Here is a 26,240-nt window from a genome sequence, read left to right on the forward strand (position 1 = left end):
TTTGTTAAAAGGTAACAACCTTATTTTTAAAATTAGAGGAGGTATAACTATGAACATTAACAATTTGATTGTTAAAAATATGGATAACCCCCATGAGTTGGAGAAGATGTATAGAAAAGATCCGAAAGCTTTTAAAAAAGCATTCTCACAAGCATGGGACCAAAACCCTGATTCCCAGGTTCTAGGTGCTTGGTATGAAAGGTTGCATTTCAAGGAGAAAGTAAATAAAGAAAAAACATCTTTGTTTCAAAAAGGTTTCTTATTCATGGGCCTTTTAGCTATTCTGGCCGGCATAAGCACCAGGATCATTTTCCACTTTGTTGAGCAGGAAGCAATTGCTCCAATTAACTTGGCTTTTGGTGTAATTCCCTTTATTGCTGCTTATTTTGTTTACAATAATACTCCCAAAAAAAGTATTATTTATTCCCTTGCAGCGTTGTTCCTTATTTCCGGGATGTATCTTAATACGTTGCCATTAAATTATAAAGACAGTACCATTCTTGCTTATTTACATCTTCCTATATTTTTATGGGTCTTAGTAGGGCTTGCGTTTACAGGAAATGAATATTCAAAAGGCAGTACAAGATTAGCCTATATAAAATTTAATTTAGAATATTGTCTTCTCTACGCCAGCATGGCAGTGAGCGGAATGATACTAGCAGTATTCACCATGCGTTTATTTAGCTTTGTTGACTTAGATATAGGAGAATTCTATTTTAGTAATGTTGTTTTATTTGGAGCAGCGGCTCTCGCTATTGTGGCTGCATACTTAGTATCAATGAATCTTAAGCTTGCTAAAAATATTACACCATACATATCTAAAATTTTTAGTCCTCTCGTCCTGATCACGTTGCTTATCTATCTTATAACGGTAATTTGGGTCGGGAAAAATCCGTTCTTGGATCGCAATTTCCTAATGGCCTTCAACGGAATCCTCCTTGGTGTATTGGCTGTTACCATATTTTCTATCGTTGAAAGTGACTCGGACGAGAAAAAGAATATTTCAGATTATATAAATTTTTCCTTAATTGTTCTGGCGCTTATTATTGACACTGTCGCATTGTCAGCCATAGTATTTAGACTTTCTTCTTACGGGATTACACCTAATAGACTTGCTGTTTTAGGAGTAAACATACTGATTTGGGCAAATCTCATTTGGATTATGTTTGCCTATATGCGTTTCTTGCAAAATAAATCAGGACCAAAAGCTATCCAAGATGCCGTTACGAAGTATTTGCCAATATACGGACTTTGGGCAGCTTTCGTCATATTTACGTTTCCTATCATTTTTAATTAGAAAGGATCTGTTAATGCGGGAGTGGTGAGGGCTAATAATCATTGGGGGATGAACAAAACCCCCAATGATTAAAGTTTCACTTTATTACAATTGGTATTATTACGTTTGTAGTTTCGGTAATTTCATTTGTAATGATAAATAAGAAATAAGTGTTGTATGTAATCTTTCCATAATAAAAAACGTCCCAAAATGGGACGTTTTTTATTATGCGTATTGCCGTTTTTTCTTAATAAGCAACAAAACTTGTGACACACAAGCTAGTACCGGTAACTCAATCAATGGTCCAATAACGAGTGCAAGTGCGATAAGAGGTTCGTCTGGAAAAGCGGTTACAGCGATAGCGAGTGCAACAGGTGAGTTTCTTGCTAACGTTGTTAAGCTTAGACTTACTGTATCTTTGTAAGATAAATGCATCATGCGCCCGATAAATTGTCCTAGTAAAAAATTGATGATGAAGAACAATAGAACAGGAACGAGTAATAATAAAACAACATTCATATTTTGTAGTAAATATTTACCTTGTGATGCAAACATCGCTACTATTGCTAAACTTAAAAATACAATTTGAGCAGAGCTAAAAAACGGAATGAGTTTATTCTCGAGAGGTTCAGCTTTTTTCATTTTATTCATAATGAATTTTGTAGCGTGTGCAAGTATAAATGGTAAGACGATTACGATAACAATACTTTCTACTAAAACAGAAATCGCTACAGCTTTCATGACACCAGCAAATAAAAATAAATAAATTGGAAGGAGTAGTACTTGCAAAATTAAATTTACAGGTAAAATTGCAGTAGAAAGTGCTACATTTCCTTTCGCTATTTCAGTAAAGATTAAGTACCAATCTGTGCATGGAGTAACCATTAACATTATAAATCCAACCCAAAGTGCTGGATAATCTGAAAGAAATAGTGCTCCTAATCCCCAAGTGAGTAAAGGGGTCCATAAGAAGTTAATAGTAAGACTTGTTCCAGCAAATTTTAAATTGCGAAATCCGTTTTTTATTTCTTTTAATGGGATGCTGAGGAATAATCCATATAGCATGAAGAATAAGAAGGGGACAATAAATTTGTCTGAATACGTATGTATCATATTAAATTGTCCGAGTACGATGCCGCATGTAACAGCAAAAAGAATAATAAAAGTTTGAATCTTTTCTATAGTGCTCATGAATAAATCCTTTCTATATATGAATTTTCCTCTCTAAGTTGTATTATACAAGTAATAAAGATGTATTTGGTGTTCAATTGTATCTCGCTTAATATTTTTAAGTCGAGATTTTATTTTTTATTAAAAGTTACTTGACTAAAGTAAGTGACTATATTACAATCACTTACATAAGGTAATTAAATAACAAAAAGTTGCAATGGCGTAACTTAAGGTATCTATTGGAATTTTTTCTTAGAATAAGAATTTTTATGATGATGAATAATGAATATGAAAAGAAAGATTAGGTGAAGAAAATGGGACTATTTAGCTCATTATTTGGTAAAAAAGAAGAAAATAAGAATGTAGAGGGGAATAAAAAAATGTCAAAAGTATTATTTGTAAAAGCAAACGATCGTCCAGCGGAGCAAGCAGTTAGTTCAAAAATGTATGAAACATTTGTAAGTACTTATAAAGAAGCAAATCCAAATACAGAAATTACGGAATTAGATTTATTTGCATTAGATCTTCCTTATTACGGAAATATCGCGATTTCAGGTGGATATAAACGTAGCCAAGGTATGGAGTTAACAGCTGAAGAGGAGAAGGCAGTTGCTACAGTAGATCAATATTTAAATCAGTTTTTAGAAGCTGATAAGGTTGTATTTGCATTCCCATTATGGAACTTTACAGTACCAGCACCATTAATCACATATATTTCATACTTATCTCAAGCTGGAAAAACGTTTAAATATACAGCAAATGGCCCAGAAGGTTTAGTTGGTGGTAAGAAAGTAGTTGTGTTAGGTGCTCGTGGTTCAGATTACTCTTCAGAACAAATGGCTCCTATGGAAATGGCAGTTAATTACGTAACAACTGTACTTGGATTCTGGGGAATTACAAATCCAGAGACAGTTGTAATTGAAGGACACAATCAATATCCAGATCGTTCACAACAAATTGTTGAAGAAGGTCTAGAAAACGTTAAAAAAGTAGCAGCAAAATTTTAATTCATGATAGTAAATGGAAAAACCAACATGGATGACCATGTTGGTTTTTTAGTCTATTTTTCATGTTAAAAAATGTATATTTATAAAATAAAAGAAAAGTTCGAAAATAGTATTGCAAAATATTATATAGCAAACTATAATGAATTCAAGAATAGTTGATACTTAAATTAAATATTCAGAAAATTCAATTAGTTAAAATTGGAAAATGAGATAAGGAAACTTGAATGGGGGTTATATTATGGCGAATAAAGTACCGTTTTCGTTCATAGTAGTTATTGGATTAATGTTATTTGCACTATTTTTTGGAGCGGGAAATTTAATTTTTCCAGCGATGCTTGGTCAATCAGCTGGAGAGAATGTATGGATTGCTAACGCTGGATTTTTAGTAACTGGTGTTGGATTACCATTACTAGGTGTACTAGCATTTGGTTTTTCAGGTAAAGATGATTTGCAGTCGTTAGCTAGTCGTGCTCACCCAGTGTTCGGGATTGTATTTACAACAGTTTTATACTTAGCGATCGGTCCGTTATTTGCAATACCGAGAACAGGAAATGTATCTTATGAAATTGGTCTTAAGCCGTTTATGCCAGAGGGAGTAGGTTCTACACCTTTAATTCTTTTCACAATTATATTCTTTAGCATCACTTGTTTTTTTTCGCTAAATCCCGCGAAAATTGTCGATATTGTTGGAAAAATTTTAACGCCAATTAAGTTGACTTTCATCGGTATTTTAGTAATCGTTGCTTTTATACATCCGATTGGAGATATGCAAGCACCAGTGGAAGCTTATACATCACATGCATTCTTTAAAGGATTCCAAGAAGGATACTTAACGATGGATACGCTCGCATCATTCGTATTCGGGATTATCATCATCAATGCTATTAAAGAAAAAGGTGCGAAAACGAAAACACAAATTATGGTCGTTTGTGCAAAAGCGACAATAATTGCAGCATCTATTTTAGCAATTATCTATACAGCTCTTTCTTATATGGGTGCTTCAAGTGTTGCAAAGCTTGGACATTTAGAGAACGGCGGAGAAGTATTAGCGAAAGTTTCTAACTACTATTTCGGATCATATGGCGGAGTATTATTAGGATTAATGATTACAGTAGCTTGTTTAACAACTAGTGTGGGACTTGTATCAGCATGTTCTTCATTCTTCCATAAGTTATTCCCAAATGTTCCTTACAAAGCAATTGCAATCACACTATGTGTATTTAGTGCAATTGTTGCAAACGTAGGATTAACACAATTGATCGCAGTTTCTGTTCCAGTATTAACAGCAATTTATCCACTAGCAATCGTATTGATTTTCTTAACATTCTTCCATTCATTATTCAAAGGAAGAGCTGAAGTTTATCAAGTGAGCTTAATCGTAACATTTATCATCAGCTTATTCGATGGATTAAGTGCAGCTGGAGTTAACATTGAAGTAGTAAGCCAAGTGTTCACTAAATTCCTTCCGATGCAGGGAGTAGGATTAGGCTGGATCTTCCCAGCGATTATCGGTGGATTTATCGGATATGGCATTAGCGTTGTAAAAGCAAAAAATCAAGTTCAACCAGCTAGTGCGAATAAGAAAATAGGTTAAATAAAAAAGTTATAGAACTTGTTTCTATAACTTTTTTTGTTACTATTGATAAGGATAGAAAAAATAAAGTAGTAGGGGAAATAAAATGAAAAAAACAATTGATCATATCGGCATCGCAGTTCGAGATATAGATAGTACGATACGTTTTTATGAAAATGTGTTACTAGGAACTTTAATAGATCGTTACGTAAGTGAAGCTCCTGGTGTGGAAAGCGAAGTAGCCATTCTTGAAGTGGATGGAGATAGAATTGAATTACTTGCACCGACGAATAATACGACGTCGCCAATTGCCAGATTCATCAAACAAAAAGGTAAAGGTGTACATCATGTTGCATATCGAGTAGATGATTTAGATGTAGCTTTAGAAGAGTTAAAGGAGCAAGGCATTCGAACGTTAGAGCATACACTTCGAATTAATAAACACGGCAGAAGATTAATTTATCTTAACCCAGCGGATACTGAAGGAACGATTATCGAGTATTGTGATTATCCGGAAGAGAAATAGAATAGGGATATTTTTTTAAAGGTGTTACGTAATAACGTAATACCTTTTTATTTATGTATTTCACATTTTCTTCACAAATGATTCACGATAACTTTTCTTCTTTGATAACTTACATAAATATATTTTATGATATAATAACAATCGACTTTAAAAATGTAAGTTGTATCTATCGTGATAGTTACTATCATATTAGAAGTTTAAAGGTGGAAGAGAAATAAAGAGTTATACTTTCTAGAAGTTTATATTTAATCAGGTTAATATTTCGCCGGAGAATCAAACTTCGGAAGTTAAAGTAATGAAAATAGAGCGATGAGGAAGAAAGAAGTGAAATGAGTGTGAAAGTAATGAGAAGATTAGGGACATGGTTATTACTTGCGTGTGTGCTTATCATATTGATACCGAAAAGTGCATCTGCTCATGCGTATGTTGTGAAATCAAACCCTACGGAAAATGAAACGTTGAAGAGAGCACCATCTGTTGTGAAAATTGAATTCGATGAGGACATACAAGTTTCACGTTTTAATACATTGTATGTGAGAGATACATCAGGTAAAAGAGTCGATTTAAAAGATGCTCATATTGATAAAAAAAATAAAAAACTATTAGAAGCCGGATTAAAAGAAAATCTCAAAAATGGTCTCTACTCTATTCAGTGGAAAGCTATTTCAGCTGATGGGCATCCAATTCAAGGGGTTATTCCATTCCGTATTGGATTAGCGGAAGCGGGAACAGACGATGTACAAGTGGAAGAGATGGGGTATGTCCCGCAAATCGATATGATTATGGAACGTGGAATTTTATATACAAGTTTCTCGCTATTTTTAGGAGTTCTCTTCTTTAATCTTATTATGTATAAAGGGAATGCAACCTCGGTTCGATCAAGGAGTAAGAACATAATATGGATCTCCTTATTTGGGATATTTATTAGCTTGTTATTCAACCTACCATTGCAAGCGAAAATAAATGCCGATGTTTCGTGGCTAGAAGCATTCAACCCTTTACTATTAAAAGAAACATTACAGCTTTCTGTTTTTGGTTATGTATGGATTACTCAAATGGTTCTCATTAGTACGCTTATAATTGTTACGTATTTTGCGGTGAAGCATGAGAAGTTTTCGTCGTTTAAAGTATGGAGTATTCCAATACTATTGTTTATAGGGTTACTTGTTATGAAGGCCTTTAATAGTCACGCATACGGTTTAAAGTTTAAAGACATTGCTGTCGTTATGGATTTTCTACATTTATTCGCAGCTTCATTATGGGCTGGTGGTTTATCATCTATTATTCTTCTTTTACGTAATGAGGATAACAAGTGGCATATGTATTGGGATATGATTAAGCGTTTTTCACCGTGGGCAACAGGTGCTGTCATCGTGATTTTAATAACAGGTCTTTTTAACAGTACATTTTTTATTCCAACAATCCACTCGTTATTTGATACGAAGTATGGATTGGCTTTATTAACAAAGATACTTTTATTCATTTTCATGGGGATATTGGGAATTATTCATTATGTGAAAGGGAGAATGCGAGCACAGCAAGGATTAGGAGCTACGGTGAAAGTAGAGTTTGTCATTGGAATTATCATTTTCGTAATCGTAGCTTTTATGACAAACGTACAAACACCACCGATGCCTCCTACTGGACCATTTACAGAGAGTAAGCAATTAGATAATGGATATGAACTTACGCTAAATGTAAGTCCGAATAAGGTAGGTCAAAATAAATTCCATATTACACTAAAGGATGAAAAGGGACAGCCTATTACTGATATGGAACAAATGATATTGACGACTCAATCATTAGATATGAACATGGGAAACGGTTCATTTAAAGTTTCAGTAGTTTCACCGGGAGAATATGAAGCAGAAGGTATGTATATTAACATGACAGGAAACTGGAATATACATGTTCATGGATTAACAAAATCTCTTGATAGTTTCGATACAGATTTTAAATTTATTGTCGGTGGCAGATAAAAAGAAGCTATGTATGAAAAGGAGCTAATAGAAAATGAAACGTATAAAAAAATTAGGAACAACAATGATCGCAACAATTATTGCAATGGGGATTTTTTCGTTACCTGTTAGTGCTCACGTAACTGTGAAACCAGCAATTTCAGATGTTAACTCTTGGGAGACTTATACGATAAAAGTACCAGTTGAAAAAAATATGGCAACGACAAAAGTCACGCTGAAAATACCAGCTGGCGTCGAGTTTCAACAGTATGAACCAGTGCCAGGATGGAAAGTGGAAGAGAAAAAAGATACAGATGGAAAAGTTAAAACTGTAGTATGGGAAGCAACAGGAGAAGGGATTTTACCTGGTCAGTTTCAACGATTTACTTTCGTCGCTAAAAATCCAAATAAGGAACAAAAAATAGCTTGGGACGCATATCAACAATATAAAGATGGAGAAATTGTTGAATGGACAGGTGATGAAAAAGCTGAAAAACCGCATTCACTTACTACAATTGCAAAAGGTACGTCATTAACAGGAGAACATGGTGAAGTGTCTAGTGTAGAAAAGAATGAAGGTACTAGTAATATGCAATTGATAGCAATTGTCTTATCTATTTTGGCGATAGTATCGTCGGTAAGTGCGTGTGTTTTTGTAGTACGTCGTAAAAAGTAAAACGTAAGAAAGAGCCTACAAACAGTAGGCTCTTTCCCATATTTATTTCACTTCAACTTGCTGCCTTACAACAAGTGTTTTCGGTTTTATATTTACAAAACAAATACTCACAACAATAAATAATAGTCCGATGAATAAGCTAATGGTAATAGCCTCATGTAAGAAAATTGAACTTACAATAATAGCTATTAGTGGAATGAGGAATGTATAAGCCCCAACTTTACTTGCTTCACCAGCTCCAACAAGTGTGAAGTATGCAAGCCACCCCATTGCAATAACGAAGAACGAAATAAAGAGAAGTACGCTAACAAATGGTATACTCCAAGCGATACTAGACCAGCTTTCAAACTCTGAACCAAATCCAATTAAGCAAAGGCCACCAATAATAAGCTGAAGTGTTACCATCCAAATGGCATTAACACGGTGACCAGTCTTCTTAATAAATACTGTGCCAAGTGCCCAGCCGATAGCGCATCCTAACGCGAGAAGGATTCCAATAATAGAAATATGTCCTGTTAAACTGCTAGAGCTAATAACACCTACACCAATAAATCCGAGAACAAGCCCGAAAATTTTCAAGCCGTACATTGATTCTTCAAGCCATATCCACGAGAAAATACCGAGTAAAACTGGTTGTAGAAATACAATGGCGGAAAATAACCCAGCAGGCATATATTGAAGGCCGACAGTTTGTAATCCGTAAAATATAATGATGTTAAGTAAAGAAGAAATAACGTATAAATGCCACGTTTCTTTTAAATGTAACTCTTTGTATTTCGGTAATGCGAACAGGAGTAAAATGAATCCTCCAATTAAAGTTCGAACGCCTGCAAATAAAACAGGTGGTGTATAATGCAGGGCAAACTTTGATAAAGGCCAATTGATTCCCCACATGAAAACGAGAAAGGTAAGGATTATGGCCGTCTTAGTTCGAGAAAGCTGTGTCACTGAAAGACCTCCTTGTTGTTATTCATTTCACTATGATATGATATCGACTGTAATAAATAAAATGAATCTTTTTTATGAGGAGTATAAGTGATTAGTTATGACCATTACACAACTGCAAGTATTAATAAAAACTGTTGAGTTAGGTAGTTTTACGAAAGCTGCCAGGGTATTAAATATGACGCAGCCAGCTGTTAGTCATGCGATTTCAAGTATTGAGTCAGAGTTAGGCGTTACTATTCTTATACGTGATAAACGAAAAGGGCTCCTCGTTACGGATGTAGGAAACAGGATTCTTGTACATATTAGAGAGATTTTGAACGGTGTAGAGAAGATTGAACAAGAAGTTGCGATGGAGAAAGGACACGAAGTTGGGACGATTCGAATTGGTAGTTTTCCGAGTGCTTCTGCACATTTCTTACCCAAAATGATAAACCTTTTTAAGGAGAAGTATCCGAAATTAGAAGTGGTTCTTTGTGAAGGAACGATTAAAGAAGTTGAAGATTGGTTAGTATCGAGGGTTATTGATATAGGAATTGTTATTTTGCCTAATAAAGATATGGAGATTGTTCCATTAACGAAGGGGAAAATGGTTGCTATCTTAAGAGAGGATCATCCTCTCTGTAAGAAGGACTCTATTACAATTAGTGATTTAGAGAATGAACCGATCATATTATGTAAGGGCGGATACGAACCACCTATTATTGATATGTTTAAACAAGCAAACGTACCACTTCGGGCTGAGTATGTAATTTCGACAGTTACTACAGCTTTAAATATGATTCAAGAAGGATTAGGCATTGCAATATTAGCTGAATTATCTTTAACGAATTTACCAAAAAATGTGCAAACGAGAGAATTGGAACCACAAGTATGGAGAGAAATTGCTTTAGCTGTTCCTTCATTAAAGGATTCTTCAATCGCTGTGCAGCTATTTATTGAAGAATTTCAATCGCTATTTGCAGAATAAAAAGAGGTGTCTCATATATCATAATGGGACACTTTTTAATTTACTTATAAAAAATCTATGAAAAGGATTGACTTATTTTTTAGTTGTAACTATAATGATTACATCAAGGTGGTGATTACGATGAAAATTAGTAGCCGCTTTTCCATAGCTGTTCATATTTTATCTATTTTGAAAAACAATCCATCTTCACTTTGTACTTCAGACTATATGGCTGAGAGTGTCAATACAAATCCAGTAGTCATTCGTAAAATCATGTCGTACTTGAAACAAGCTGGCTTTGTTTACGTAAATCGTGGACCGGGTGGCGCGGGATTACTAAAGGATTTACATGAAATCACATTGTTAGATGTGTATCATGCAGTGAACGTAGTCGAAGAAGACAAGCTATTTCATATTCACGCCCAACCGAATCCAGATTGTCCAATTGGGGCGAACATTCAAGCGGTGTTAGAAATTATTTTAATTCAAGCACAATCCGCGATGGAAGAAGTTTTGAGAAATATTACGATGGGGCAGTTGTTTGAAACTTTGCAAGAAAAAATGAATGCTTAAATAATATTTATATTTTTTTATCACTAATGTAACTGATTTGATTACAACGATAAAGGTAAGGTGTAAAAGTTATGACTGTAAAAATGAAAGTATACTCAGATTTTATATGTCCGTTTTGTTTTTTAGCAAAAGGTCCATTAGATGAGGTAGCGAAAGAGAAAGATGTAAAGATTGAATGGATGCCATTTGAATTACGTCCAAGTCCATATTCAAAAATAGATCCATGGAATGAACCAGAAAAATTAGGTTCATGGGATGCTTTCATTCTTCCGACAGCGAAGAAGTTAGGAATTGATATGCGCTTGCCACGTGTTTCACCACATCCATATACACATTTAGCTTTCGAAGGATGTCAATTTGCGAAAGAACGTGGACTAGGTAATGAGTATCATCACCGCGTATTCACAGCATTTTTCCAAGAAGAGCAAAACATTGAAGATATTGATGTGTTAACAAAATTAGCGGTAGAAGTAGGACTTCCTGAGGCGGAATTTAAAGATGCTTTAGTAACTCGTAAATATAAAGAAAAGCATCAAGAAGCAATTCAGCACGCATATGATGAAGCGAATATTATGGCTGTTCCAACTGTCATGATTGGAGATGAAGTCATTCAAGGGCTTGCTAGTAAAGAAACACTAGAAAGGGTCATTGATAAAGAAATTGAAAAGGATAAAACAAATTCCTTTGAAGGTATGCAATGTAATACCGATGGATATTGCTAATTCGCTTGTTATGAAATAACAAAATAAATTATAAAACAAACATTTGGAGGAATTAAAATGTCAGCAACTACAACAAACTTAAAAGAAGCAATCGTGAACCGCCGTTCAATTCGTAAAGTAGCAAAAAACGATGCAATTACGAAAGAAAGAATTGAAGAAGTGTTAAAAACAGCTTTACACGCACCAACATCTTTCAATATGCAAAGTGGTCGTATGGTTGTATTAATGGATGGAGAGCATGAAAAGTTTTGGGATATCATTAAAGAAACACTAAGAGCACGCGTACCAGCAGAAAACTTTGAAGCGACTGTAGAAAGACTAAAAGGCTTCCATGCAGGTGTAGGAACAGTTCTATTCTTTGAAGATCAAGCAACTGTAGAAAAAATGCAAGAAAATGCCCCATTATACAAAGATCAGTTCCCATTCTGGTCTCATCAAGGAAATGCGATGTTACAACATACTGTGTGGATGCTATTATCGGCTGAAGGAATTGGTGCATCATTACAACATTACAACCCAATCGTAGATGCTGAAGTGAAAGAAACTTGGAACATTCCAGCAGAGTGGAGCTTAGTAGGTCAAATGCCATTTGGTGAACCAAACGAACAACCAGCAGAAAGAACGTTCTTGCCTACTGAAGATGTAGTGAAATTTTATTAAGAAATACAATATGTAACGAGAAGGAAGCTGTGCTTAAAAACAGCTTCCTTTTTGTAGTGGTGTTAATTTATGCGCATTTAGGGAAGAAATATAAGAAATAATACGGTGAGAAGGGAATTAGAAAAATGAATGATGAGAAAAAATATACAGTGGTAGGTACTGATGTTGAGGAAGTAAAGCGTTTAAATAAAAATTCAGGATTAACGTATAATCAAGTGAAAGAAATGTTAGCAAAGCAAATGCAAAAAAAGAAGTAATTAGATTGAAATCTTTCATTTTTTCATTTAGCATTTTGATTGGAGAGAGTTAAGTAAAAGGTAACTCTCTTTTTTGTATAGCTAAGCATCTTATAGAGTGGAGGAAGCAACATGAAGAAATGGGTAAAGGTAACGCTGTCTATCACTGGAGGCATTGTCTTATTAGCGTGTGCCGGCGGATATTACGTGTATAAAAATTATTTTCCAAAGGAACCTGAGCGTATTGTATATGATAAAGAAAGAGTGCTACAACCGATACATAATCAGCTTAAAGGAATCAATATAGAAAATGTAAAGATAAAAGAAAAAGAAGTCGTAAATGCGACTGTAGATGAGCTTCAAAAAATGATTGATGACGGAAAGTTGTCATATGAAGAATTAACGAGCATTTATCTCTTTAGAATACAAGAACATGATCAAAATGGAATAACATTAAATTCTGTTACAGAGATAAATCCTAATGCGATGGAAGAAGCAAGAAAGTTAGATCAAGAGCGGGGTAGAAACAAAAATTCGAATTTATATGGTATTCCTGTCGTTGTAAAAGATAATGTACAGACGGAAAAAGTGATGCCGACTAGTGCAGGAACTTATGTATTAAAAGATTGGATTGCAGATCAAGACGCAACAATTGTGAAGCAGTTGAAAGAAGAAGGAGCATTTGTTTTAGGAAAAACGAATATGTCTGAGTGGGCGAACTATTTATCTTTTACAATGCCAAGCGGGTATAGCGGGAAGAAAGGACAAAATTTAAACCCGTACGGTCCGATTACATTCGATACTTCAGGATCAAGTTCAGGATCTGCTACAGTAGTTGCGGCAGATTTTGCGCCGCTTGCAATTGGAACAGAAACGACGGGATCGATTGTTGCACCAGCGGCGCAGCAATCAGTAGTTGGGTTACGTCCATCTTTAGGTATGGTAAGTAGAACAGGAATTATTCCATTAGCTGAAACTCTTGATACAGCAGGACCTATAGCAAGAACAGTAAAAGATGCAGCAACGTTATTTAATGCAATGATAGGTTATGACGAAAAAGATGTTATGACAGAAAAAATGAAAGATAAAGAAAGAATTAATTATACAAAGGATTTATCAATAGATGGATTAAAAGGGAAAAAGATAGGGCTTCTTTTTTCTGTAGACCAACAAGATGAAAATAGAAAAACAGTAGCAGAAAAAATAAAAAAAGACCTTCAAGATGCAGGTGCAATATTGACTGATTATATTCAGTTAAACAATGGGGGTGTAGATAATTTGCAAACTTTAGAATATGAGTTCAAGCATAATGTAAACGACTATCTTTCACAGCAAAAGAATGTACCGGTAAAATCGTTAGAAGAGATTTTAGCGTTTAATAAAAAGGATAGTAAAAGACGAATAAAGTACGGACAAACATTAATTGAGGGGTCTGAAAAATCTGCTATAACGAAAGAAGAGTTCGAAAACGTAGTACAAACGAGTCAAGCAAATGCAAAAAAAGAGCTAGATAGGTATTTAGTAGAACAAGGTTTGGATGCTCTAGTTATGATTAATAACGATGAAGTTCTTCTATCAGCTGTAGCTGGTTATCCGGAATTAGCGGTTCCTGCTGGATATGATAAAAATGGAGAACCAATCGGTGTAGTGTTTGTAGGGAAACAGTTTGGTGAAAGAGAGCTTTTCAATATGGGATATGCGTATGAACAGCAGTCTAAAAATAGAAAATCACCTAGTTTATAAAAAGATTATATGAAAAATAACTGGAGTCCACCGAAATATGTTGGTGGATTCCAGTTAAACGAATCTAACAATATGAAAAGAAAAAAAGGATTCTTCTTAATTAGTAAGAAAGATTGTCTATAGGAGTTCATAAAATGTAATATATTCAATTTCCATCCATTGAAGGGGGAGGTTAATTTTTAATGAATGAAGTAAAGAGTTTTTTTCGAAGTAGAGGGTTTCAACGGTTTCTCGTTTTAATAATAGTAGCGCTTGTATTATATGCATTAAAAAGTATGATCAATTTAATATTAATTACGTTTATACTGACGTTTTTAATGGATCGATTTCAACGTTTTATTTCAAGAAAATTGAAAGTAAACCGGAAAATTGTTATTGCATGTTTGTATATAATACTAGTTTCCTTTATAGGCACAACGTTATATAAATATTTACCTGTGCTGACGATACAAATTTCACAATTAATTTATCAATTTAAACTGTTTTTTCAAAATCCACCTGATAATGAAATCGTTAAATATGTACTTTCGACAATTAATGGGATGGAAGTATCAAAATATATAGAACAAGGTGTAGATGTCATATATCAATCAATAGCAAATATAGGGAAGGTAAGTTTACAAATATTATTATCTCTAATTTTAAGCTTATTTTTCTTATTAGAAAAAGAGCGTATTATTACATTTACATCTAAGTTTAAAGATAGTAAGTTAAAAATCTTTTATGAGGAAATTGCATATTTTGGTGAAAGATTTGCAAGATCGTTCGGAAAAGTAATTGAAGCTCAGTTTTTAATTGCCGTTGTAAATTGTATTCTTACTGTCATTGCATTAATTGTTTTAGGATTTCCACAGCTACTTGTATTAGCTGTTATGGTTTTCTTACTAGGGTTGATTCCTGTTGCAGGTGTGATTATTTCTTTGTTTCCACTTTGTATCATTGCTTACAACGTAGGCGGAGTTATGTACGTAGTATACATACTTGTGTTCATAACAGTAATCCACGCTCTTGAAAGTTATTTTTTAAATCCGAAGTTTATGTCTGCAAAAACAAATTTACCAATCTTTTATACATTTATGATTCTCATCTTCTCAGAGCATTTCCTCGGAATATGGGGGCTTATTATCGGGATACCAATCTTTATCTTTTTATTAGATGTACTTGATATAAATAATGAGGATGCGACTAAAAAATAAGAAATGATAGAAAATCATTAAAAGGTCATAGGGGATAATTAAGATAAAAAAGCAATCCAAAATAAATTGGATTGCTTTTTTATCTTAATTAAAGAACCGGAGCCATTGTTTCTTTTAATACTTGAACAGAGTGATCGAATTTTAATTCTTCTTCTTCACTTAATTCAACCTCTAAAATTTCACGAACACCGCCGCGATTTAAAACAGCAGGCACCCCGATATAAACATCTTTTTGACCATATTGACCTTCTAAGTAAGCTGATACAGTTAATACACTATTTTCGTCGTTTAAAATTGCTTTTGTAACACGTAGAAGTGACATACCGATACCATAATAAGTTGCGCCTTTACGCTCAATAATATGGTAAGCTGCATCACGGACGTTTATGAAAATTTTGTCTAAATCTTCTTGATTATACGTGTTGTCTTTTTCAAGCAGTGTTTGTAGTTTTTGGATACCAACGGAAACATGACTCCAAACAGGAAGTTCAGTATCGCCGTGTTCTCCGATAATATAAGCGTGAATGTTGTGTGGACCAATATCGAAGTACTCACCTAACATATAGCGGAAACGAGCAGAATCAAGCGTTGTACCAGAACCGATTACACGTTCTTTCGGTAAACCAGATTCTTTCCAAGTTACGTAAGTTAAAATATCTACAGGGTTTGTTGCGATTAAGAAGATGCCATCAAATCCGCTATCCATAATACTGCGAACGATTTGTTTAAAGATTTTAGCGTTTTTCTCAACTAAATCTAAACGTGTTTCGCCTGGCTTTTGTGGTAATCCAGCTGTAATAACTACAAGGTCAGCATCTTTACAATCTTCGTAGCTGCCTTTCCATACTCTAGTTGGAGCTGGTGCGAATGGAACAGCATGACTTAAATCCATTGCTTCCCCTTCAGCTTTTGCCTCATTTACATCGACTAAAACAAATTCTTCAGCTACGGCTTGGTTAATCATACAGTAAGCATAACTACATCCAACTGCTCCTGTTCCTACTAATACAACACGGTTAATACCTTTTTTCATTTCAAAATTCCTCGCAATTTCATTGATTTTATTATGTAAGATAATACGTCTTACTTCTATAGAGTCATATCTAGTTTATTACATTTTATAAAAGATATTCAAGTATTTGAAAATGTATCCGTGCAAATCCGCGAACAAAACATAGGAATTCAGTGAACCGAATATAATTCAGTAAAATCCTTTGTAAAAGGGGAAATGGTATGGGGAACCCATTAACAATGGAAGAAATGCTTCATATTATTCATGCAGGGCTTGTTAAAAAGAATAACCCAAAACGGATTACGATTGCAGGTGCAGGGATTTCTGGATTAGTTGCAGGTTCTTTATTAAAAGAGGCTGGGCACGAAGTAACGATTATAGAAGCAAATAACAGAATAGGTGGCAGAGTGTATACGATTCGGGAACCATTTAGTGTGGGTTTATATTTTAATGCGGGACCGATGAGAATCCCTGACACCCATAAGTTAACCTTAGCGTATATTCATAAATTTAAACTACCTTTAAACCTTTTTATAAATAAAACTTTTGCAGATATCATTTATACGAATAACATTCAAACGAGATTGAATGTGTTTGAAAATGATCCAAGTGTACTTGAATATCCGGTTTTGGATAAAGAAAAAGGAAAAACGGCAGAAGAGCTAATGATTGAAGTATTAGAACCAATACTAAATTATATTAAGAAGGATCCTGATAAAAACTGGCTTATCGTTGAAAAAAAGTATAAAACGTATTCGCTTGGTTCATTTTTAATGGAGTATTATTCAGATGGTGCAATAGATATGATTGGGGTACTTCTTGATATGGAAGCTTATATGGGAATGTCCTTAATTGAAGTATTACGTGAAATGATTTTCTTTACTTCAACAACGAAATATTATGAAATAACTGGTGGAATGGATAAGTTATCGAATGCATTCTTACCACAATTAAGGGAACATATTTTAATGCAGTATAAGGTTGATAAAATTATACAAGAAGATAATAAAGTAATGTTACAAGGAAATCATGAACAAACGTTAGAGCAATTTACAATAACAAGTGATTTTGCTATTATTACAATTCCATTTTCAGCGTTAAGATTTGTAGAAGTTCAGCCATACTATTTATTCTCTTATTTTAAAAAAAGAGCAATTCGTGAATTAAATTATATTGCTGCAACTAAAATTGCAATAGAGTTTAAAAGTAGATTTTGGGAGAAAGCGGGACAGTGTGGAGGTAAATCTATTACTGATTTACCGATACGGTTTACATACTATCCGAGTTATGGCATTCATACTCCAGGACCAGCTATCGTTATAGCAAGTTATACGTGGGCAGATGAGGCGTTAACATGGGATAGTCTCCCGCAAAGAGATCGTATTCGTTACGCATTAAAAAATTTAGCGGAAATATACGGTGACATCGTCTATAGTGAGTTTGTCACTGGAACATCTTTTAGCTGGAGTAAAAATCCGTATTCTTGCGGTGCATTTACAGCTTTCGAACCAGGCCAAGAGCTCGAGTTATTTCCGTATATTACACCACCATCTGGAAAAGTACACTTTGCAGGAGAGCATACGACATTAACACATGGGTGGATGCAAGGGGCAATTGAGTCTGGAGTTAGAGTTGCATATGAAGTAAATGAACAGTGAATCTCTTATATTTACAAATGGTCATTCTTTTAATAAAATGATAAATATAAATCGTAATTATTACGCTTTGAATACATTTGAAGTAAAGAAATGGATGGTCGGTTGAATGAATAAAGTGGAGATTCATATATTAGGTGGTTTTTTAGGTAGTGGAAAATCAACATTATTACAAAATTTATTGTTAGCAGAGAAAAAGAAGAATAGAAAAGTTGCAGTATTAATGAATGAAATTGGTGAATACTCGGTAGATACAGATATTATTGGAAAAGAGAATGTTTTAAGAGAACTTCTTAAAGGATGTATTTGTTGTACGTTAAAAGAAGAGCTTGAAATACAATTACATTCGTTATACCAACAAGAAAGACCAGATGTAATTTATATAGAAACGACAGGTGTTGCGCATCCAATTGAAGTGTTAGACGCGTGTGTCTCGCCAATTTTAGCTCCTTTTCTGGAAGTGAAATCAATTGTAGTCGTTTTAGATGCAGTAAGGTGGTTAAACCGAAGTATATTAAGTGCAAATGTACAACAGCTATTGCATGAGCAACTTAAATTTGGTAGTCACATTCTTGTTAATAAAGCAGATTTACTAACAGATGAAGATAAGAACACAGTATTTGAAGAAGTAAAGGCAATAAATGATCATGCGAAAATGTATGAGACAAAGTATTGTAATATATCTTTAAAAGATATAGAAGAAGCAGAATTTCCAAATGATGAGGAACATGAGACACTACATGTCAAACAGCATTTACATATACAAACGATGACATATCAATTTACGAAACCGATTGATCAAGACAAATTATATGAATGGCTTTCGAATTTACCAGATAGTATTTATCGAGTGAAAGGTTTTGTGAAATTCCGTGGAGATAAATACCCTCACCTATTCCAATATTCGTTCGGAGTACCAACTTTATTAGAACAAGACTTCGGTTTCCCGACAAACTTAGTAGTAATAGGAGAAGGACTAGATAAGAAACAATTGGCTGAAGGGTTAGAGAAAGTAGAACTTAACTCTAATTAAGGGGAAAAGACTAACTTAAAAATAAGTTAGTCTTTTTGTATGGTCATTGCTGAAATGAAACAGTATTTTCAATTGGATTGCAGAATATATATTGATTGTATGTCCGTTTCCATTACATAGGAAGGTGATTATATATTTGTGCCGAATGTAGAGGGTACTACAAGAGTTTTCCATTATCTATCGAATTAGTTAGTCATGATTACGGACAGGGGATTTTGGCGTGTTTGATTCTATCAGAAAGTAAAGTATGGGGAGGATCACAATGTCGATGAAAAAACGTAAGTGGCTAAAGACAATGTTTACTGGTTGTGTTTTAGGTTCGTTATTAATAACGGCAGCTTGTTCAGGAAAGAAAACAAGTACAGAGGATGAAAAAACGATTAAGGTAGGAGTCCTTGCTTCTTTAACAGGACCGCTAGAATCGTATGGAAAACAAACAGTGAACGGATTTGAATTAGGGTTAGATTATGCAACTGGTGGAACTGGGAAAGTAGATGGGAAAAAGATTAAGTTTGTTGTAGAAGATACAGAAACGAAAGCGGATGTAGCAGTTAAAAAAGCTACGAAGTTATTAGAAGAAGAGAAAGTTGATTTTTTAGTTGGATCGTCTAGTTCAAGTGATACGTTAGCGGTTTTACCACTGGCTGAAGAATATGAAAAGATTATGGTTGTAGAACCGGCAGTTGCGGATAGTATTACCGGGAAGAACTGGAATAAATATATTTTTAGAACTGGAAGAAGTTCCTCACAAGATGCGATTGCAGGAGCAGCAGCAATTGCGAAAAAAGATGTAAAGATTGCGACATTTGCCCCAGATAACGCTTTTGGTCGTGAAGGGATTGCTGCATTTAAAGCGGGTGCGAAAAAATTAGGTGCGAACATTGTGAATGAGCAATACGCGGATACAAATTCAACAGATTTTACAGCGAATATTCAAAATATCATTAGTTCAAAACCAGATTATTTATTTATCGTTTGGGCAGGGGCAAATTCACCTTGGAAACAGTTGAAAGATATGAATGTGGAAGCGCAAGGTATTAAAATTTCTACAGGTGCGCCAGATATACCAGCATTAAAAACAATGGATGCATTAGTAGGTATGCAAGGTTTTTCTGTATATTATCACACACTTCCAAAAAATAAAGTGAATGATTGGCTAGTTGAAGAGCATAAAAAACGTTTTAATGGTGCAGTGCCAGATTTGTTTACAGCGGGAGGAATGTCAGCAGCAATTTCTATTGTAGAAGCCTTAAAGAAAACAAAAGGTGATACAGATGTAGATACCTTGATTAAGAAAATGGAAGGAATGGAATTTGATACACCGAAAGGAAAGATGAAGTTTAGAGAGAAGGACCACCAAGCCATGCAGATACTGTATTCTATCACATTGAAAAAGCAAGACGGTGTTGATTATCCGGTGCCAGTGTTAGAGCGAGAATTAACGATGAAAGAAACAGAACCACCAGTTCAAAATAAATAGACTGAATTTTCTGTTGTTTTTGTATAAAGAGGGGGGACCCTCTTTATACATATTTCTTTCATACTCACGGCTTTAAAGGGAGGGATTTCGTGACACATTTGCTAGAGACGAAAAATCTTAGCGTATCTTTTGGTGAACATCATGTTATTAAAGATGTAAATTTAACTGTCCAAAAAGGAAAGCTCATTTCTATTATCGGGCCAAATGGTGCGGGGAAGACAACATTATTTAATTTACTAAGTGGACAGATTTCACCCACAACAGGTGAAGTGTATTTTAAAGGGCAAGATATTACAAAACTATCGATTTCAGATCGAACACGCTTAGGAATCGGTCGCTCTTTTCAGCTTACAAACATATTCCCAGAATTAACGGTACTTGAAAATGTCCGTTTAAGTGTTCAATCATTCGTACAAGATTACTATAGTTTTTTCCCGAGTTCAGCAAAATTAAAGCAACAAGTTGGAGAGGCGAGACGTTTCTTAAAAACAGTATTACTTCACGAGAAAGAGAACGTATTAGCGAAAGATTTGGCACATGGAGAGAAAAGAAAGCTAGAACTTGCGATGTTATTAGCTTTAAAAACGGATGTGTTATTACTTGATGAGCCGACGGCAGGTATTTCGGTTGAAGAGGTCCCTGCTATATTACAAGTGATTGAAAATATTAAGAAACATCCAGAGAGCACAATTGTACTTATCGAACACAAAATGGATATGATACTAGGTTTGTCAGATCATCTTATCGTTTTATTTCATGGAGAGTTATTGGCTGAAGGATTGCCAGAAGAAATTATGAAAGATGAGCGTGTACAAAGTGCTTATTTAGGGGGATTATATAGTGGCACTATTACAAGTGAATAATATAGAAACGTATTTAGATCAGTTTCATATTTTGCAAGGAGTATCTCTTACTGTTGAGAAAGGGACGATTACTGTACTGTTTGGTAGAAACGGGGCAGGGAAAACAACGACATTACGTTCAGTGATGGGGTTTCACCGCATTGCAGATGGTGAAATTTATTATGATAGTGCAAAAGTAAGTGGATTAGCTACACATTTAATTTCAAGGAAAGGAATAGGATATGTACCAGAAAATCAAGGTATTTTTCATGATTTGACAGTAGAAGAAACATTCGCTCTTGCTAGGGGGAAAGGTGAAGAAGTAGAAGGGAAAATAGAGTGGATGCTAGAACTATTTCCGGATTTAAAGCAGTTTTGGAATAAGAAAAGTGGGCTCTTGAGCGGAGGGCAAAAGCAAATGTTGGCTATTTCAAGAGCGTTTATTAATAGTGATGGATTATTACTTATTGATGAACCGAGCAAAGGGCTATCCCCGATAATGGTGGAGAAATTAATGGTAGCTATTTTGAAGATGAAAGAGAAAACAACAGTTTTACTTGTTGAGCAAAATTTTATGATGGCTAGTCAAATTGGCGATTATTTTTACATTATGGATAACGGACGAATTGTTCATAACGGTTTTATGAATGAATTAAAAAAGAATAAGGAAATGTGTCATAAATATTTAGGAATCTCTTAACATGAATCCGAGGTGAAAAGGATGGATGTGTTAATCAATTTATTTGTAAATGGGATTTCAACAGGGATGCTCATTTTTTTGTTAGCATCAGGGCTTTCACTTATTTTCGGTCTAATGAGCGTTTTAAACTTTGCACACGGTGGTTTATTTGCATGGGGAGCATTTACAGGTGTTTGGTTATTTAATATGACAGGAAGTTATATATTAGCTTTAGTTGGAGCAGTAGCCATGGGAATGTTCCTAGGATTTATTTTAGAAAGGTTTCTTATTAGACCGGTATATGGAAATCATGTTCGACAGCTGCTCGTTACGCTTGGAGGAATGCTCGTTCTTAGTGAGTGTATTAAAATATTTTGGGGGCCAAACCCTATTAGTGCAAAATTACCGTTATGGTTACAAGGAAGTTTTACATTCGGAGGTATTATATTAATTAAATATCGTCTATTTGTTATTTTGATTGGGATAATTATTTACATTGCACTACTACTATTACTCAAAAAGACGAAGATAGGTCTTATGATCCGTGCAGGTGTAATGGATAAAGAAATGGTTCAAGCGCTTGGTATTAATGTAAAAGCGATATTTTCTTTCGTCTTTTTATTAGGGGCAGGGATGGCAGCTTTGGGAGGATTCTTATTAGCACCGTATTCGGGCGTTATTTTCGCCGAGATGGGCATGCAGTATGCAATTTTAGCATTTATAGTAGTAATTATCGGTGGATTAGGAAGCGTACAAGGTTCAGCTATTGCTTCTTTAATTGTCGGATTAGCTGGTGCTTTTACAGCGTATTTTATACCAGATTTATCACTTGCAATTAATATGTTAATGTTACTATTTTTCTTAATAGTGAAGCCAACTGGACTTGTTGGTGAAAAGGGGTGAAATGGTGAACAACACATCGGACCGAATTAAAGTATACTTCGGAGTATGTATGCTCATTTGTTTAAGTGTATTTCCGTTCGTAAATGATTCACGGAGCCTGTTAATTTTGTTCACTCAAATCTTCATCTTTGCTATTTTTGCAATGAGTTTTGATGTATTGCTTGGGTATACAGGAATTGTATCGTTCGGTCATTGTATGTTCTTTGGGATAGGAGCATATGGGGTAGCGCTTTTATTTGATCGACAAGGCGTATCAATAACGAACTTTTTAATTGGAATAGTAGCTGCAATTATCGTTTCAGCAATCGTTAGTTATATAATTGGTTTGCTTTCTTTACGATTGAAAAGTCATTTTTATGCAATGTTAACACTTGCTATTTCACAGTTGTTTTTCGTACTTGCTGAAAAATGGCGTGGGCTTACTCACGGAGGAGATGGTTTTACATTTGGGGTACCAGAAATATTCCGTGATCGTTTTACTTTTTATTATGTATCACTTGTATGTTTATGCTTCATTTTTATTCTATTACGTCTTTTTACAAAGTCTTCTATTGGGAAAGTATTAAAGGCAATTTCACAAAATGAACAACGTGTTGAAGCACTTGGATATAAAGTCCTCCATTATAAAATAATCGCAAGTGTAGTCGCAGGAATAGTAGCTGCAATTAGCGGTGGTTTATTTGTTATTACATTGCGCTTTGTCAATACGACTGTATTTTCAATTGAAATGACACTAAATGCACTCTTAATGACAATGATTGGAGGAGTGGGAACATTAATTGGAGCTATTGCTGGGTCTGGGATTATTGAATCACTAAAATATTATTTATCAGAACTAGCGACGGAATATCCGATTTTTGAAAGATGGACGATTATTCTAGGTTTATTGTATATTATCGTGCTACTCGTTTTTCCGAAAGGATTGGTTGGGACGGTTAAGAAATTGAAGAGTTTTAAAAGGAATAAAAAGGAGAAAAGTACAGAAGTGGAGCAAAACGTGTGAAAAATCAATTGTATACAAAATAAAAATCCCTCTTTTATATTCGTTAAAGAGGGATTTTTATTTTGAAAAAAGTTTGTAATCAAAGTCATTTTATTAATCAAATAGTTCATCAGGGATATGCTTTATAAAGGTTTGATTCGTAAAAAAATGAACAGCTAAATTCTCAAGGGGAACATCTTCAATTATTACTAATGTATCATTTTTAATCGGTAAAAAAGCTATTCCTTTTCCATCAGCAATAAACTCTTCCATAAGCGAATAAGAATCCAACTGTTGAAGTTGTCGCTGAGATAGATTGTTTTCTTTTAGAAATTGTATTGTCTTATTCCTAAAAGGGCACTTTTTGTCATTGCTAACGAAGAAAATTTCTTTTGAATAATCAATGGTACATTTTTCTTTCGCTTTTAATAAGCCTACAGAAATTGAGGTTGTGAACACTTTTTTAAACGATGCGTCAGGATAATCCTCATAAGTTATGACCATATCAACTTTTTGTTGCTGCAGTAATTTTTGCAAATGACTACTACTTTCTACATATATTTGATAATTTCTGAAATTTACTTTAATACGCTTACTTAAATAATTTGTCAAAATAGATTGTGACGTCGCTATTATATAAGAAGAACCACTCGTTTTAATTTCATCTTTTACTTCTTCTAATAGAGTTAATATTTTATTCGTGTAATCTAATAAAATGTCACCAGCAGGTAACAAGGAAACACCTTTGTTATCTCTATGTAGTAAAGGCGTTTCTAATTCTTGTTCTAATTTTTTGATTCGCTCAGTTACGTTCGGTTGAACATATCCTAACTCTTTAGCAGCTTTACTAATAGAACCCTCACTGGCCACAGTTTTGAATATAATAAGATCATTTATTTCCATGTATCTCAGCCCCTTATGCACTATCATTATAAATGATACCAAATATAATTTATACCTATTTTACGTTAGCCACTTATCGATTTATCATAATGTATATAAGATTGAAAGCGAGTGATAAACATGATTGGAATGCAATATAAGGTCATTTTGCCAAAGGATTATAATATAAAGATTATTAGGAATAGGGTAAAGGATAATGGGCATAAAACTGATGGTTTTCAAGACCTGAATTTTAAAGCTTATTTAATTACTGAGGTAGGTAAGGACGGGAATTTCTATAACTGTTATGCACCTTTATATATTTGGAATGGCCATGAAGGAATGAACAAATTTATCTTTGAAGGATATTATGATAATATTTTACAATCTTTTGGATGGCAACAAATACATATAGGTGTTCCATTAGTTGTTAATCTAAGTGATGGATTTAAGAAAAGTAGATATGTTGTTGAATATGCGGGAAGTATTTCTCAAAGTAAAACGCTGGTTGGGACTCAATTAAACACGATGAATGAAAATGTACAAAACAATGAAAAGTGTTTAGGGGATGTAATCGTTTATAATCCGGATAAATGGAGATATAGTAGGTTTGAGTTTTATGAAGAGAAACCTGATATTGTAGTGAATAAAGGTGTTACAGTATATGAGATTTTACACATTTCACGATGAAATTTTGTTGTATATTAAAAATAAGAAAAGGAATGAAAGTCTATGCCTTTTGTGAAGATTTATTATTCTGAAAACATATTAAATGAAGAAGAGTTGGAAAAAATGGGTGAATGTATCCATCTTTCATTAATTGAACATTTTAACATCCCTGAAAATGATTATTTTCAAATGTTCCTACCTTACCAACAAAACAAATTTTTATATAATCCATATTATTTGTTGGAAAGAGGAGAAAAGAGAACAGAGAATATGATTTATGTTTCTATTACATGTGGACCGGGAAGAACGGTGCAACAGAAAAAAGATTTGTATCAATCCGTATCCTTAAAAATTACGGAATATTCCGATTTTAAAACTTCGGATATTTTTATTACACTAAATGAGACAGCTGCTGAAAACTGGTCATTTGGTCAAGGAATAGCACAAATGGTGAAAATAAAGGGAGAAAAAAATGAAAAACGAACTTATTGAAGTACATATTAAAAAGAAAATGAGAGAAATGTCACCTGCATTTGCTCATTATAGTGAAAAGATATTATTTGAGGAAGTGTGGCGGGATGCCACTTTAACATTAAGAGAAAGAAGCTTGTGTACTGTGTCAGCACTAATCAGTCTCGGTAATACAGAACAATTACAATTTCATCTGAAGCTAGCTAAACAAAATGGGGTTATGGAGAATGAATTGGTTGCATTAATAACACATATGGCTTTTTACGTTGGTTGGCCAAAAGCTATGGCAGCTTTAAATATAGTAATGAATGAAATGAAAAGTTAAGAATAATGATAAGTAAGAATTCATGTTTATATGAATTCTTACTTATCATTATTTATACAATACTCTATCGCTATATTTATTACATTTTCTCTTGCTT

Annotated in this window: 27 protein-coding genes; 23 read left to right on the plus strand and 4 right to left on the minus strand. The window is 34.1% G+C overall.

Features of this window, described 5'->3' with window-relative positions:
• The first annotated feature begins 49 nt into the window (after positions 1-49).
• Complete coding sequence (locus BUA87_RS00915) at positions 50-1,297, plus strand: DUF4153 domain-containing protein (protein WP_001024718.1); 1,248 nt, start codon at positions 50-52, stop codon at positions 1,295-1,297.
• 204 nt (positions 1,298-1,501) lie between these two features.
• Here BUA87_RS00915 and BUA87_RS00920 read toward each other — a convergent pair whose 3' ends face one another.
• Entirely contained in the window at positions 1,502-2,467 is a 966-nt protein-coding gene (locus BUA87_RS00920) for an arsenic resistance protein (protein ID WP_072938207.1), read from the minus strand.
• 293 nt (positions 2,468-2,760) lie between these two features.
• Between BUA87_RS00920 and BUA87_RS00925 the strand changes: the two genes are divergently transcribed.
• The 5 genes from BUA87_RS00925 (at position 2,761) to BUA87_RS00945 (ending at position 8,186) form a co-directional block, all read left to right on the plus strand.
• On the plus strand, positions 2,761-3,453 hold the full coding sequence (locus tag BUA87_RS00925; protein WP_000522502.1) for an FMN-dependent NADH-azoreductase: 693 nt from the start codon (positions 2,761-2,763) through the stop codon (positions 3,451-3,453).
• 238 nt (positions 3,454-3,691) lie between these two features.
• Positions 3,692-5,047 (plus strand): branched-chain amino acid transport system II carrier protein, encoded by a 1,356-nt coding sequence (gene brnQ / locus BUA87_RS00930; RefSeq protein ID WP_071714430.1) that lies wholly within the window; start codon positions 3,692-3,694, stop codon positions 5,045-5,047.
• A gap of 85 nt (positions 5,048-5,132) precedes the next feature.
• Positions 5,133-5,552, plus strand: a complete 420-nt coding sequence (locus tag BUA87_RS00935) for a VOC family protein (protein WP_000750850.1) — start codon at positions 5,133-5,135, stop codon at positions 5,550-5,552.
• 329 nt (positions 5,553-5,881) lie between these two features.
• Positions 5,882-7,531 carry a copper resistance CopC/CopD family protein gene (locus BUA87_RS00940; RefSeq protein ID WP_071714429.1) on the plus strand — a complete coding sequence of 550 codons (1,650 nt, stop codon included), beginning with the start codon at positions 5,882-5,884 and terminating at the stop codon, positions 7,529-7,531.
• A gap of 34 nt (positions 7,532-7,565) precedes the next feature.
• Entirely contained in the window at positions 7,566-8,186 is a 621-nt protein-coding gene (locus BUA87_RS00945) for a YcnI family copper-binding membrane protein (RefSeq protein WP_071714428.1), read from the plus strand.
• Positions 8,187-8,228: 42 nt separating this feature from the next.
• Here the strand turns inward: BUA87_RS00945 and BUA87_RS00950 are convergent, their stop codons facing one another.
• The gene (locus BUA87_RS00950) at positions 8,229-9,134 is read right to left on the minus strand and encodes a DMT family transporter (RefSeq protein WP_071714427.1); all 906 of its coding nucleotides are present in this window, start codon (positions 9,132-9,134) and stop codon (positions 8,229-8,231) included.
• A gap of 97 nt (positions 9,135-9,231) precedes the next feature.
• On the opposite strand from BUA87_RS00950, the gene BUA87_RS00955 reads away from it, so the two are divergent.
• From BUA87_RS00955 to BUA87_RS00980, 7 genes are all read left to right on the plus strand, one after another.
• Positions 9,232-10,101, plus strand: coding sequence for a LysR family transcriptional regulator (locus BUA87_RS00955; RefSeq protein WP_000156771.1), 870 nt, complete (start codon positions 9,232-9,234; stop codon positions 10,099-10,101).
• A gap of 120 nt (positions 10,102-10,221) precedes the next feature.
• On the plus strand, positions 10,222-10,653 hold the full coding sequence (locus BUA87_RS00960; RefSeq protein ID WP_071714426.1) for an Rrf2 family transcriptional regulator: 432 nt from the start codon (positions 10,222-10,224) through the stop codon (positions 10,651-10,653).
• A gap of 71 nt (positions 10,654-10,724) precedes the next feature.
• Complete coding sequence (locus BUA87_RS00965; protein ID WP_072938211.1) at positions 10,725-11,375, plus strand: DsbA family oxidoreductase; 651 nt, start codon at positions 10,725-10,727, stop codon at positions 11,373-11,375.
• Positions 11,376-11,432: 57 nt separating this feature from the next.
• Positions 11,433-12,035, plus strand: a complete 603-nt coding sequence (locus BUA87_RS00970; RefSeq protein WP_071714425.1) for a nitroreductase family protein — start codon at positions 11,433-11,435, stop codon at positions 12,033-12,035.
• 125 nt (positions 12,036-12,160) lie between these two features.
• On the plus strand, positions 12,161-12,292 hold the full coding sequence (locus tag BUA87_RS31565) for a hypothetical protein (RefSeq protein ID WP_000997344.1): 132 nt from the start codon (positions 12,161-12,163) through the stop codon (positions 12,290-12,292).
• A 111-nt stretch (positions 12,293-12,403) separates the two neighbouring features.
• Positions 12,404-14,014, plus strand: coding sequence for an amidase family protein (locus tag BUA87_RS00975; RefSeq protein ID WP_071714424.1), 1,611 nt, complete (start codon positions 12,404-12,406; stop codon positions 14,012-14,014).
• Between the two features lie 182 nt (positions 14,015-14,196).
• Positions 14,197-15,210 carry an AI-2E family transporter gene (locus BUA87_RS00980; RefSeq protein ID WP_001006602.1) on the plus strand — a complete coding sequence of 338 codons (1,014 nt, stop codon included), beginning with the start codon at positions 14,197-14,199 and terminating at the stop codon, positions 15,208-15,210.
• Between the two features lie 88 nt (positions 15,211-15,298).
• On the opposite strand, the gene BUA87_RS00985 is transcribed toward BUA87_RS00980, so the two are convergent.
• Positions 15,299-16,243, minus strand: coding sequence for an L-lactate dehydrogenase (locus BUA87_RS00985; RefSeq protein WP_000715322.1), 945 nt, complete (start codon positions 16,241-16,243; stop codon positions 15,299-15,301).
• A gap of 200 nt (positions 16,244-16,443) precedes the next feature.
• Here BUA87_RS00985 and BUA87_RS00990 point away from each other — a divergent pair, with 200 nt between their 5' ends.
• From BUA87_RS00990 to BUA87_RS01025, 7 genes are all read left to right on the plus strand, one after another.
• The gene (locus BUA87_RS00990; RefSeq protein ID WP_000528024.1) at positions 16,444-17,880 is read left to right on the plus strand and encodes a flavin monoamine oxidase family protein; all 1,437 of its coding nucleotides are present in this window, start codon (positions 16,444-16,446) and stop codon (positions 17,878-17,880) included.
• A gap of 106 nt (positions 17,881-17,986) precedes the next feature.
• Positions 17,987-18,910 (plus strand): CobW family GTP-binding protein, encoded by a 924-nt coding sequence (locus tag BUA87_RS01000; protein ID WP_001044941.1) that lies wholly within the window; start codon positions 17,987-17,989, stop codon positions 18,908-18,910.
• Between the two features lie 262 nt (positions 18,911-19,172).
• Positions 19,173-20,390, plus strand: coding sequence for a substrate-binding domain-containing protein (locus BUA87_RS01005; RefSeq protein WP_000061994.1), 1,218 nt, complete (start codon positions 19,173-19,175; stop codon positions 20,388-20,390).
• Between the two features lie 89 nt (positions 20,391-20,479).
• Positions 20,480-21,253 carry an ABC transporter ATP-binding protein gene (locus BUA87_RS01010; protein ID WP_000149328.1) on the plus strand — a complete coding sequence of 258 codons (774 nt, stop codon included), beginning with the start codon at positions 20,480-20,482 and terminating at the stop codon, positions 21,251-21,253.
• Positions 21,231-21,932: an ABC transporter ATP-binding protein gene (locus BUA87_RS01015; protein ID WP_001196708.1), complete on the plus strand. Its 702-nt coding sequence runs from the start codon at positions 21,231-21,233 to the stop codon at positions 21,930-21,932. Before BUA87_RS01010 ends, BUA87_RS01015 begins: the two co-directional genes overlap by 23 nt.
• A gap of 21 nt (positions 21,933-21,953) precedes the next feature.
• Complete coding sequence (locus BUA87_RS01020) at positions 21,954-22,814, plus strand: branched-chain amino acid ABC transporter permease (protein WP_000382787.1); 861 nt, start codon at positions 21,954-21,956, stop codon at positions 22,812-22,814.
• 49 nt (positions 22,815-22,863) lie between these two features.
• A complete protein-coding gene (locus tag BUA87_RS01025; RefSeq protein ID WP_002083259.1) occupies positions 22,864-23,817 on the plus strand; it encodes a branched-chain amino acid ABC transporter permease in 954 nt (317 codons plus the stop codon).
• A 93-nt stretch (positions 23,818-23,910) separates the two neighbouring features.
• On the opposite strand, the gene BUA87_RS01030 is transcribed toward BUA87_RS01025, so the two are convergent.
• Positions 23,911-24,699, minus strand: coding sequence for a LysR family transcriptional regulator (locus BUA87_RS01030; protein WP_000404994.1), 789 nt, complete (start codon positions 24,697-24,699; stop codon positions 23,911-23,913).
• A 120-nt stretch (positions 24,700-24,819) separates the two neighbouring features.
• On the opposite strand from BUA87_RS01030, the gene BUA87_RS01035 reads away from it, so the two are divergent.
• The 3 genes from BUA87_RS01035 to BUA87_RS01045 are packed head-to-tail and all read left to right on the plus strand — an operon-like array spanning position 24,820 to position 26,143.
• Positions 24,820-25,368, plus strand: a complete 549-nt coding sequence (locus BUA87_RS01035; protein ID WP_065228657.1) for a DUF4865 family protein — start codon at positions 24,820-24,822, stop codon at positions 25,366-25,368.
• A 42-nt stretch (positions 25,369-25,410) separates the two neighbouring features.
• Entirely contained in the window at positions 25,411-25,839 is a 429-nt protein-coding gene (locus BUA87_RS01040) for a tautomerase family protein (protein WP_044795745.1), read from the plus strand.
• Positions 25,820-26,143, plus strand: coding sequence for a carboxymuconolactone decarboxylase family protein (locus BUA87_RS01045; protein ID WP_000787201.1), 324 nt, complete (start codon positions 25,820-25,822; stop codon positions 26,141-26,143). The genes BUA87_RS01040 and BUA87_RS01045 overlap by 20 nt, the downstream gene beginning before the upstream one ends.
• Positions 26,144-26,240 lie beyond the last annotated feature (97 nt).

The sequence above is a fragment of the Bacillus sp. bc15 genome (assembly GCF_900142585.1).
Taxonomy (GTDB): Bacteria; Bacillota; Bacilli; order Bacillales; family Bacillaceae_G; genus Bacillus_A; species Bacillus_A cereus.

What these genes read in the sequence shown, in the direction of transcription:
- BUA87_RS01030 (WP_000404994.1), bottom strand. Translation starts at nt 24,699, where the DNA reads ATGGAAATAAATGATCTTATTATATTCAAAACTGTGGCCAGTGAGGGT.
- BUA87_RS01005 (WP_000061994.1), top strand. Translation starts at nt 19,173, where the DNA reads ATGTCGATGAAAAAACGTAAGTGGCTAAAGACAATGTTTACTGGTTGT.
- BUA87_RS00965 (WP_072938211.1), top strand. Translation starts at nt 10,725, where the DNA reads ATGACTGTAAAAATGAAAGTATACTCAGATTTTATATGTCCGTTTTGT.
- BUA87_RS01045 (WP_000787201.1), top strand. Translation starts at nt 25,820, where the DNA reads ATGAAAAACGAACTTATTGAAGTACATATTAAAAAGAAAATGAGAGAA.
- BUA87_RS00990 (WP_000528024.1), top strand. Translation starts at nt 16,444, where the DNA reads ATGGGGAACCCATTAACAATGGAAGAAATGCTTCATATTATTCATGCA.
- BUA87_RS00940 (WP_071714429.1), top strand. Translation starts at nt 5,882, where the DNA reads ATGAGTGTGAAAGTAATGAGAAGATTAGGGACATGGTTATTACTTGCG.
- BUA87_RS00920 (WP_072938207.1), bottom strand. Translation starts at nt 2,467, where the DNA reads ATGAGCACTATAGAAAAGATTCAAACTTTTATTATTCTTTTTGCTGTT.
- BUA87_RS01040 (WP_044795745.1), top strand. Translation starts at nt 25,411, where the DNA reads ATGCCTTTTGTGAAGATTTATTATTCTGAAAACATATTAAATGAAGAA.
- BUA87_RS00945 (WP_071714428.1), top strand. Translation starts at nt 7,566, where the DNA reads ATGAAACGTATAAAAAAATTAGGAACAACAATGATCGCAACAATTATT.
- BUA87_RS00955 (WP_000156771.1), top strand. Translation starts at nt 9,232, where the DNA reads ATGACCATTACACAACTGCAAGTATTAATAAAAACTGTTGAGTTAGGT.
- BUA87_RS00985 (WP_000715322.1), bottom strand. Translation starts at nt 16,243, where the DNA reads ATGAAAAAAGGTATTAACCGTGTTGTATTAGTAGGAACAGGAGCAGTT.
- brnQ (WP_071714430.1), top strand. Translation starts at nt 3,692, where the DNA reads ATGGCGAATAAAGTACCGTTTTCGTTCATAGTAGTTATTGGATTAATG.
- BUA87_RS00975 (WP_071714424.1), top strand. Translation starts at nt 12,404, where the DNA reads ATGAAGAAATGGGTAAAGGTAACGCTGTCTATCACTGGAGGCATTGTC.
- BUA87_RS00915 (WP_001024718.1), top strand. Translation starts at nt 50, where the DNA reads ATGAACATTAACAATTTGATTGTTAAAAATATGGATAACCCCCATGAG.
- BUA87_RS00935 (WP_000750850.1), top strand. Translation starts at nt 5,133, where the DNA reads ATGAAAAAAACAATTGATCATATCGGCATCGCAGTTCGAGATATAGAT.
- BUA87_RS01025 (WP_002083259.1), top strand. Translation starts at nt 22,864, where the DNA reads ATGCTCATTTGTTTAAGTGTATTTCCGTTCGTAAATGATTCACGGAGC.
- BUA87_RS00970 (WP_071714425.1), top strand. Translation starts at nt 11,433, where the DNA reads ATGTCAGCAACTACAACAAACTTAAAAGAAGCAATCGTGAACCGCCGT.
- BUA87_RS01000 (WP_001044941.1), top strand. Translation starts at nt 17,987, where the DNA reads ATGAATAAAGTGGAGATTCATATATTAGGTGGTTTTTTAGGTAGTGGA.
- BUA87_RS00980 (WP_001006602.1), top strand. Translation starts at nt 14,197, where the DNA reads ATGAATGAAGTAAAGAGTTTTTTTCGAAGTAGAGGGTTTCAACGGTTT.
- BUA87_RS01020 (WP_000382787.1), top strand. Translation starts at nt 21,954, where the DNA reads ATGGATGTGTTAATCAATTTATTTGTAAATGGGATTTCAACAGGGATG.
- BUA87_RS31565 (WP_000997344.1), top strand. Translation starts at nt 12,161, where the DNA reads ATGAATGATGAGAAAAAATATACAGTGGTAGGTACTGATGTTGAGGAA.
- BUA87_RS00960 (WP_071714426.1), top strand. Translation starts at nt 10,222, where the DNA reads ATGAAAATTAGTAGCCGCTTTTCCATAGCTGTTCATATTTTATCTATT.
- BUA87_RS01035 (WP_065228657.1), top strand. Translation starts at nt 24,820, where the DNA reads ATGATTGGAATGCAATATAAGGTCATTTTGCCAAAGGATTATAATATA.
- BUA87_RS00925 (WP_000522502.1), top strand. Translation starts at nt 2,761, where the DNA reads ATGGGACTATTTAGCTCATTATTTGGTAAAAAAGAAGAAAATAAGAAT.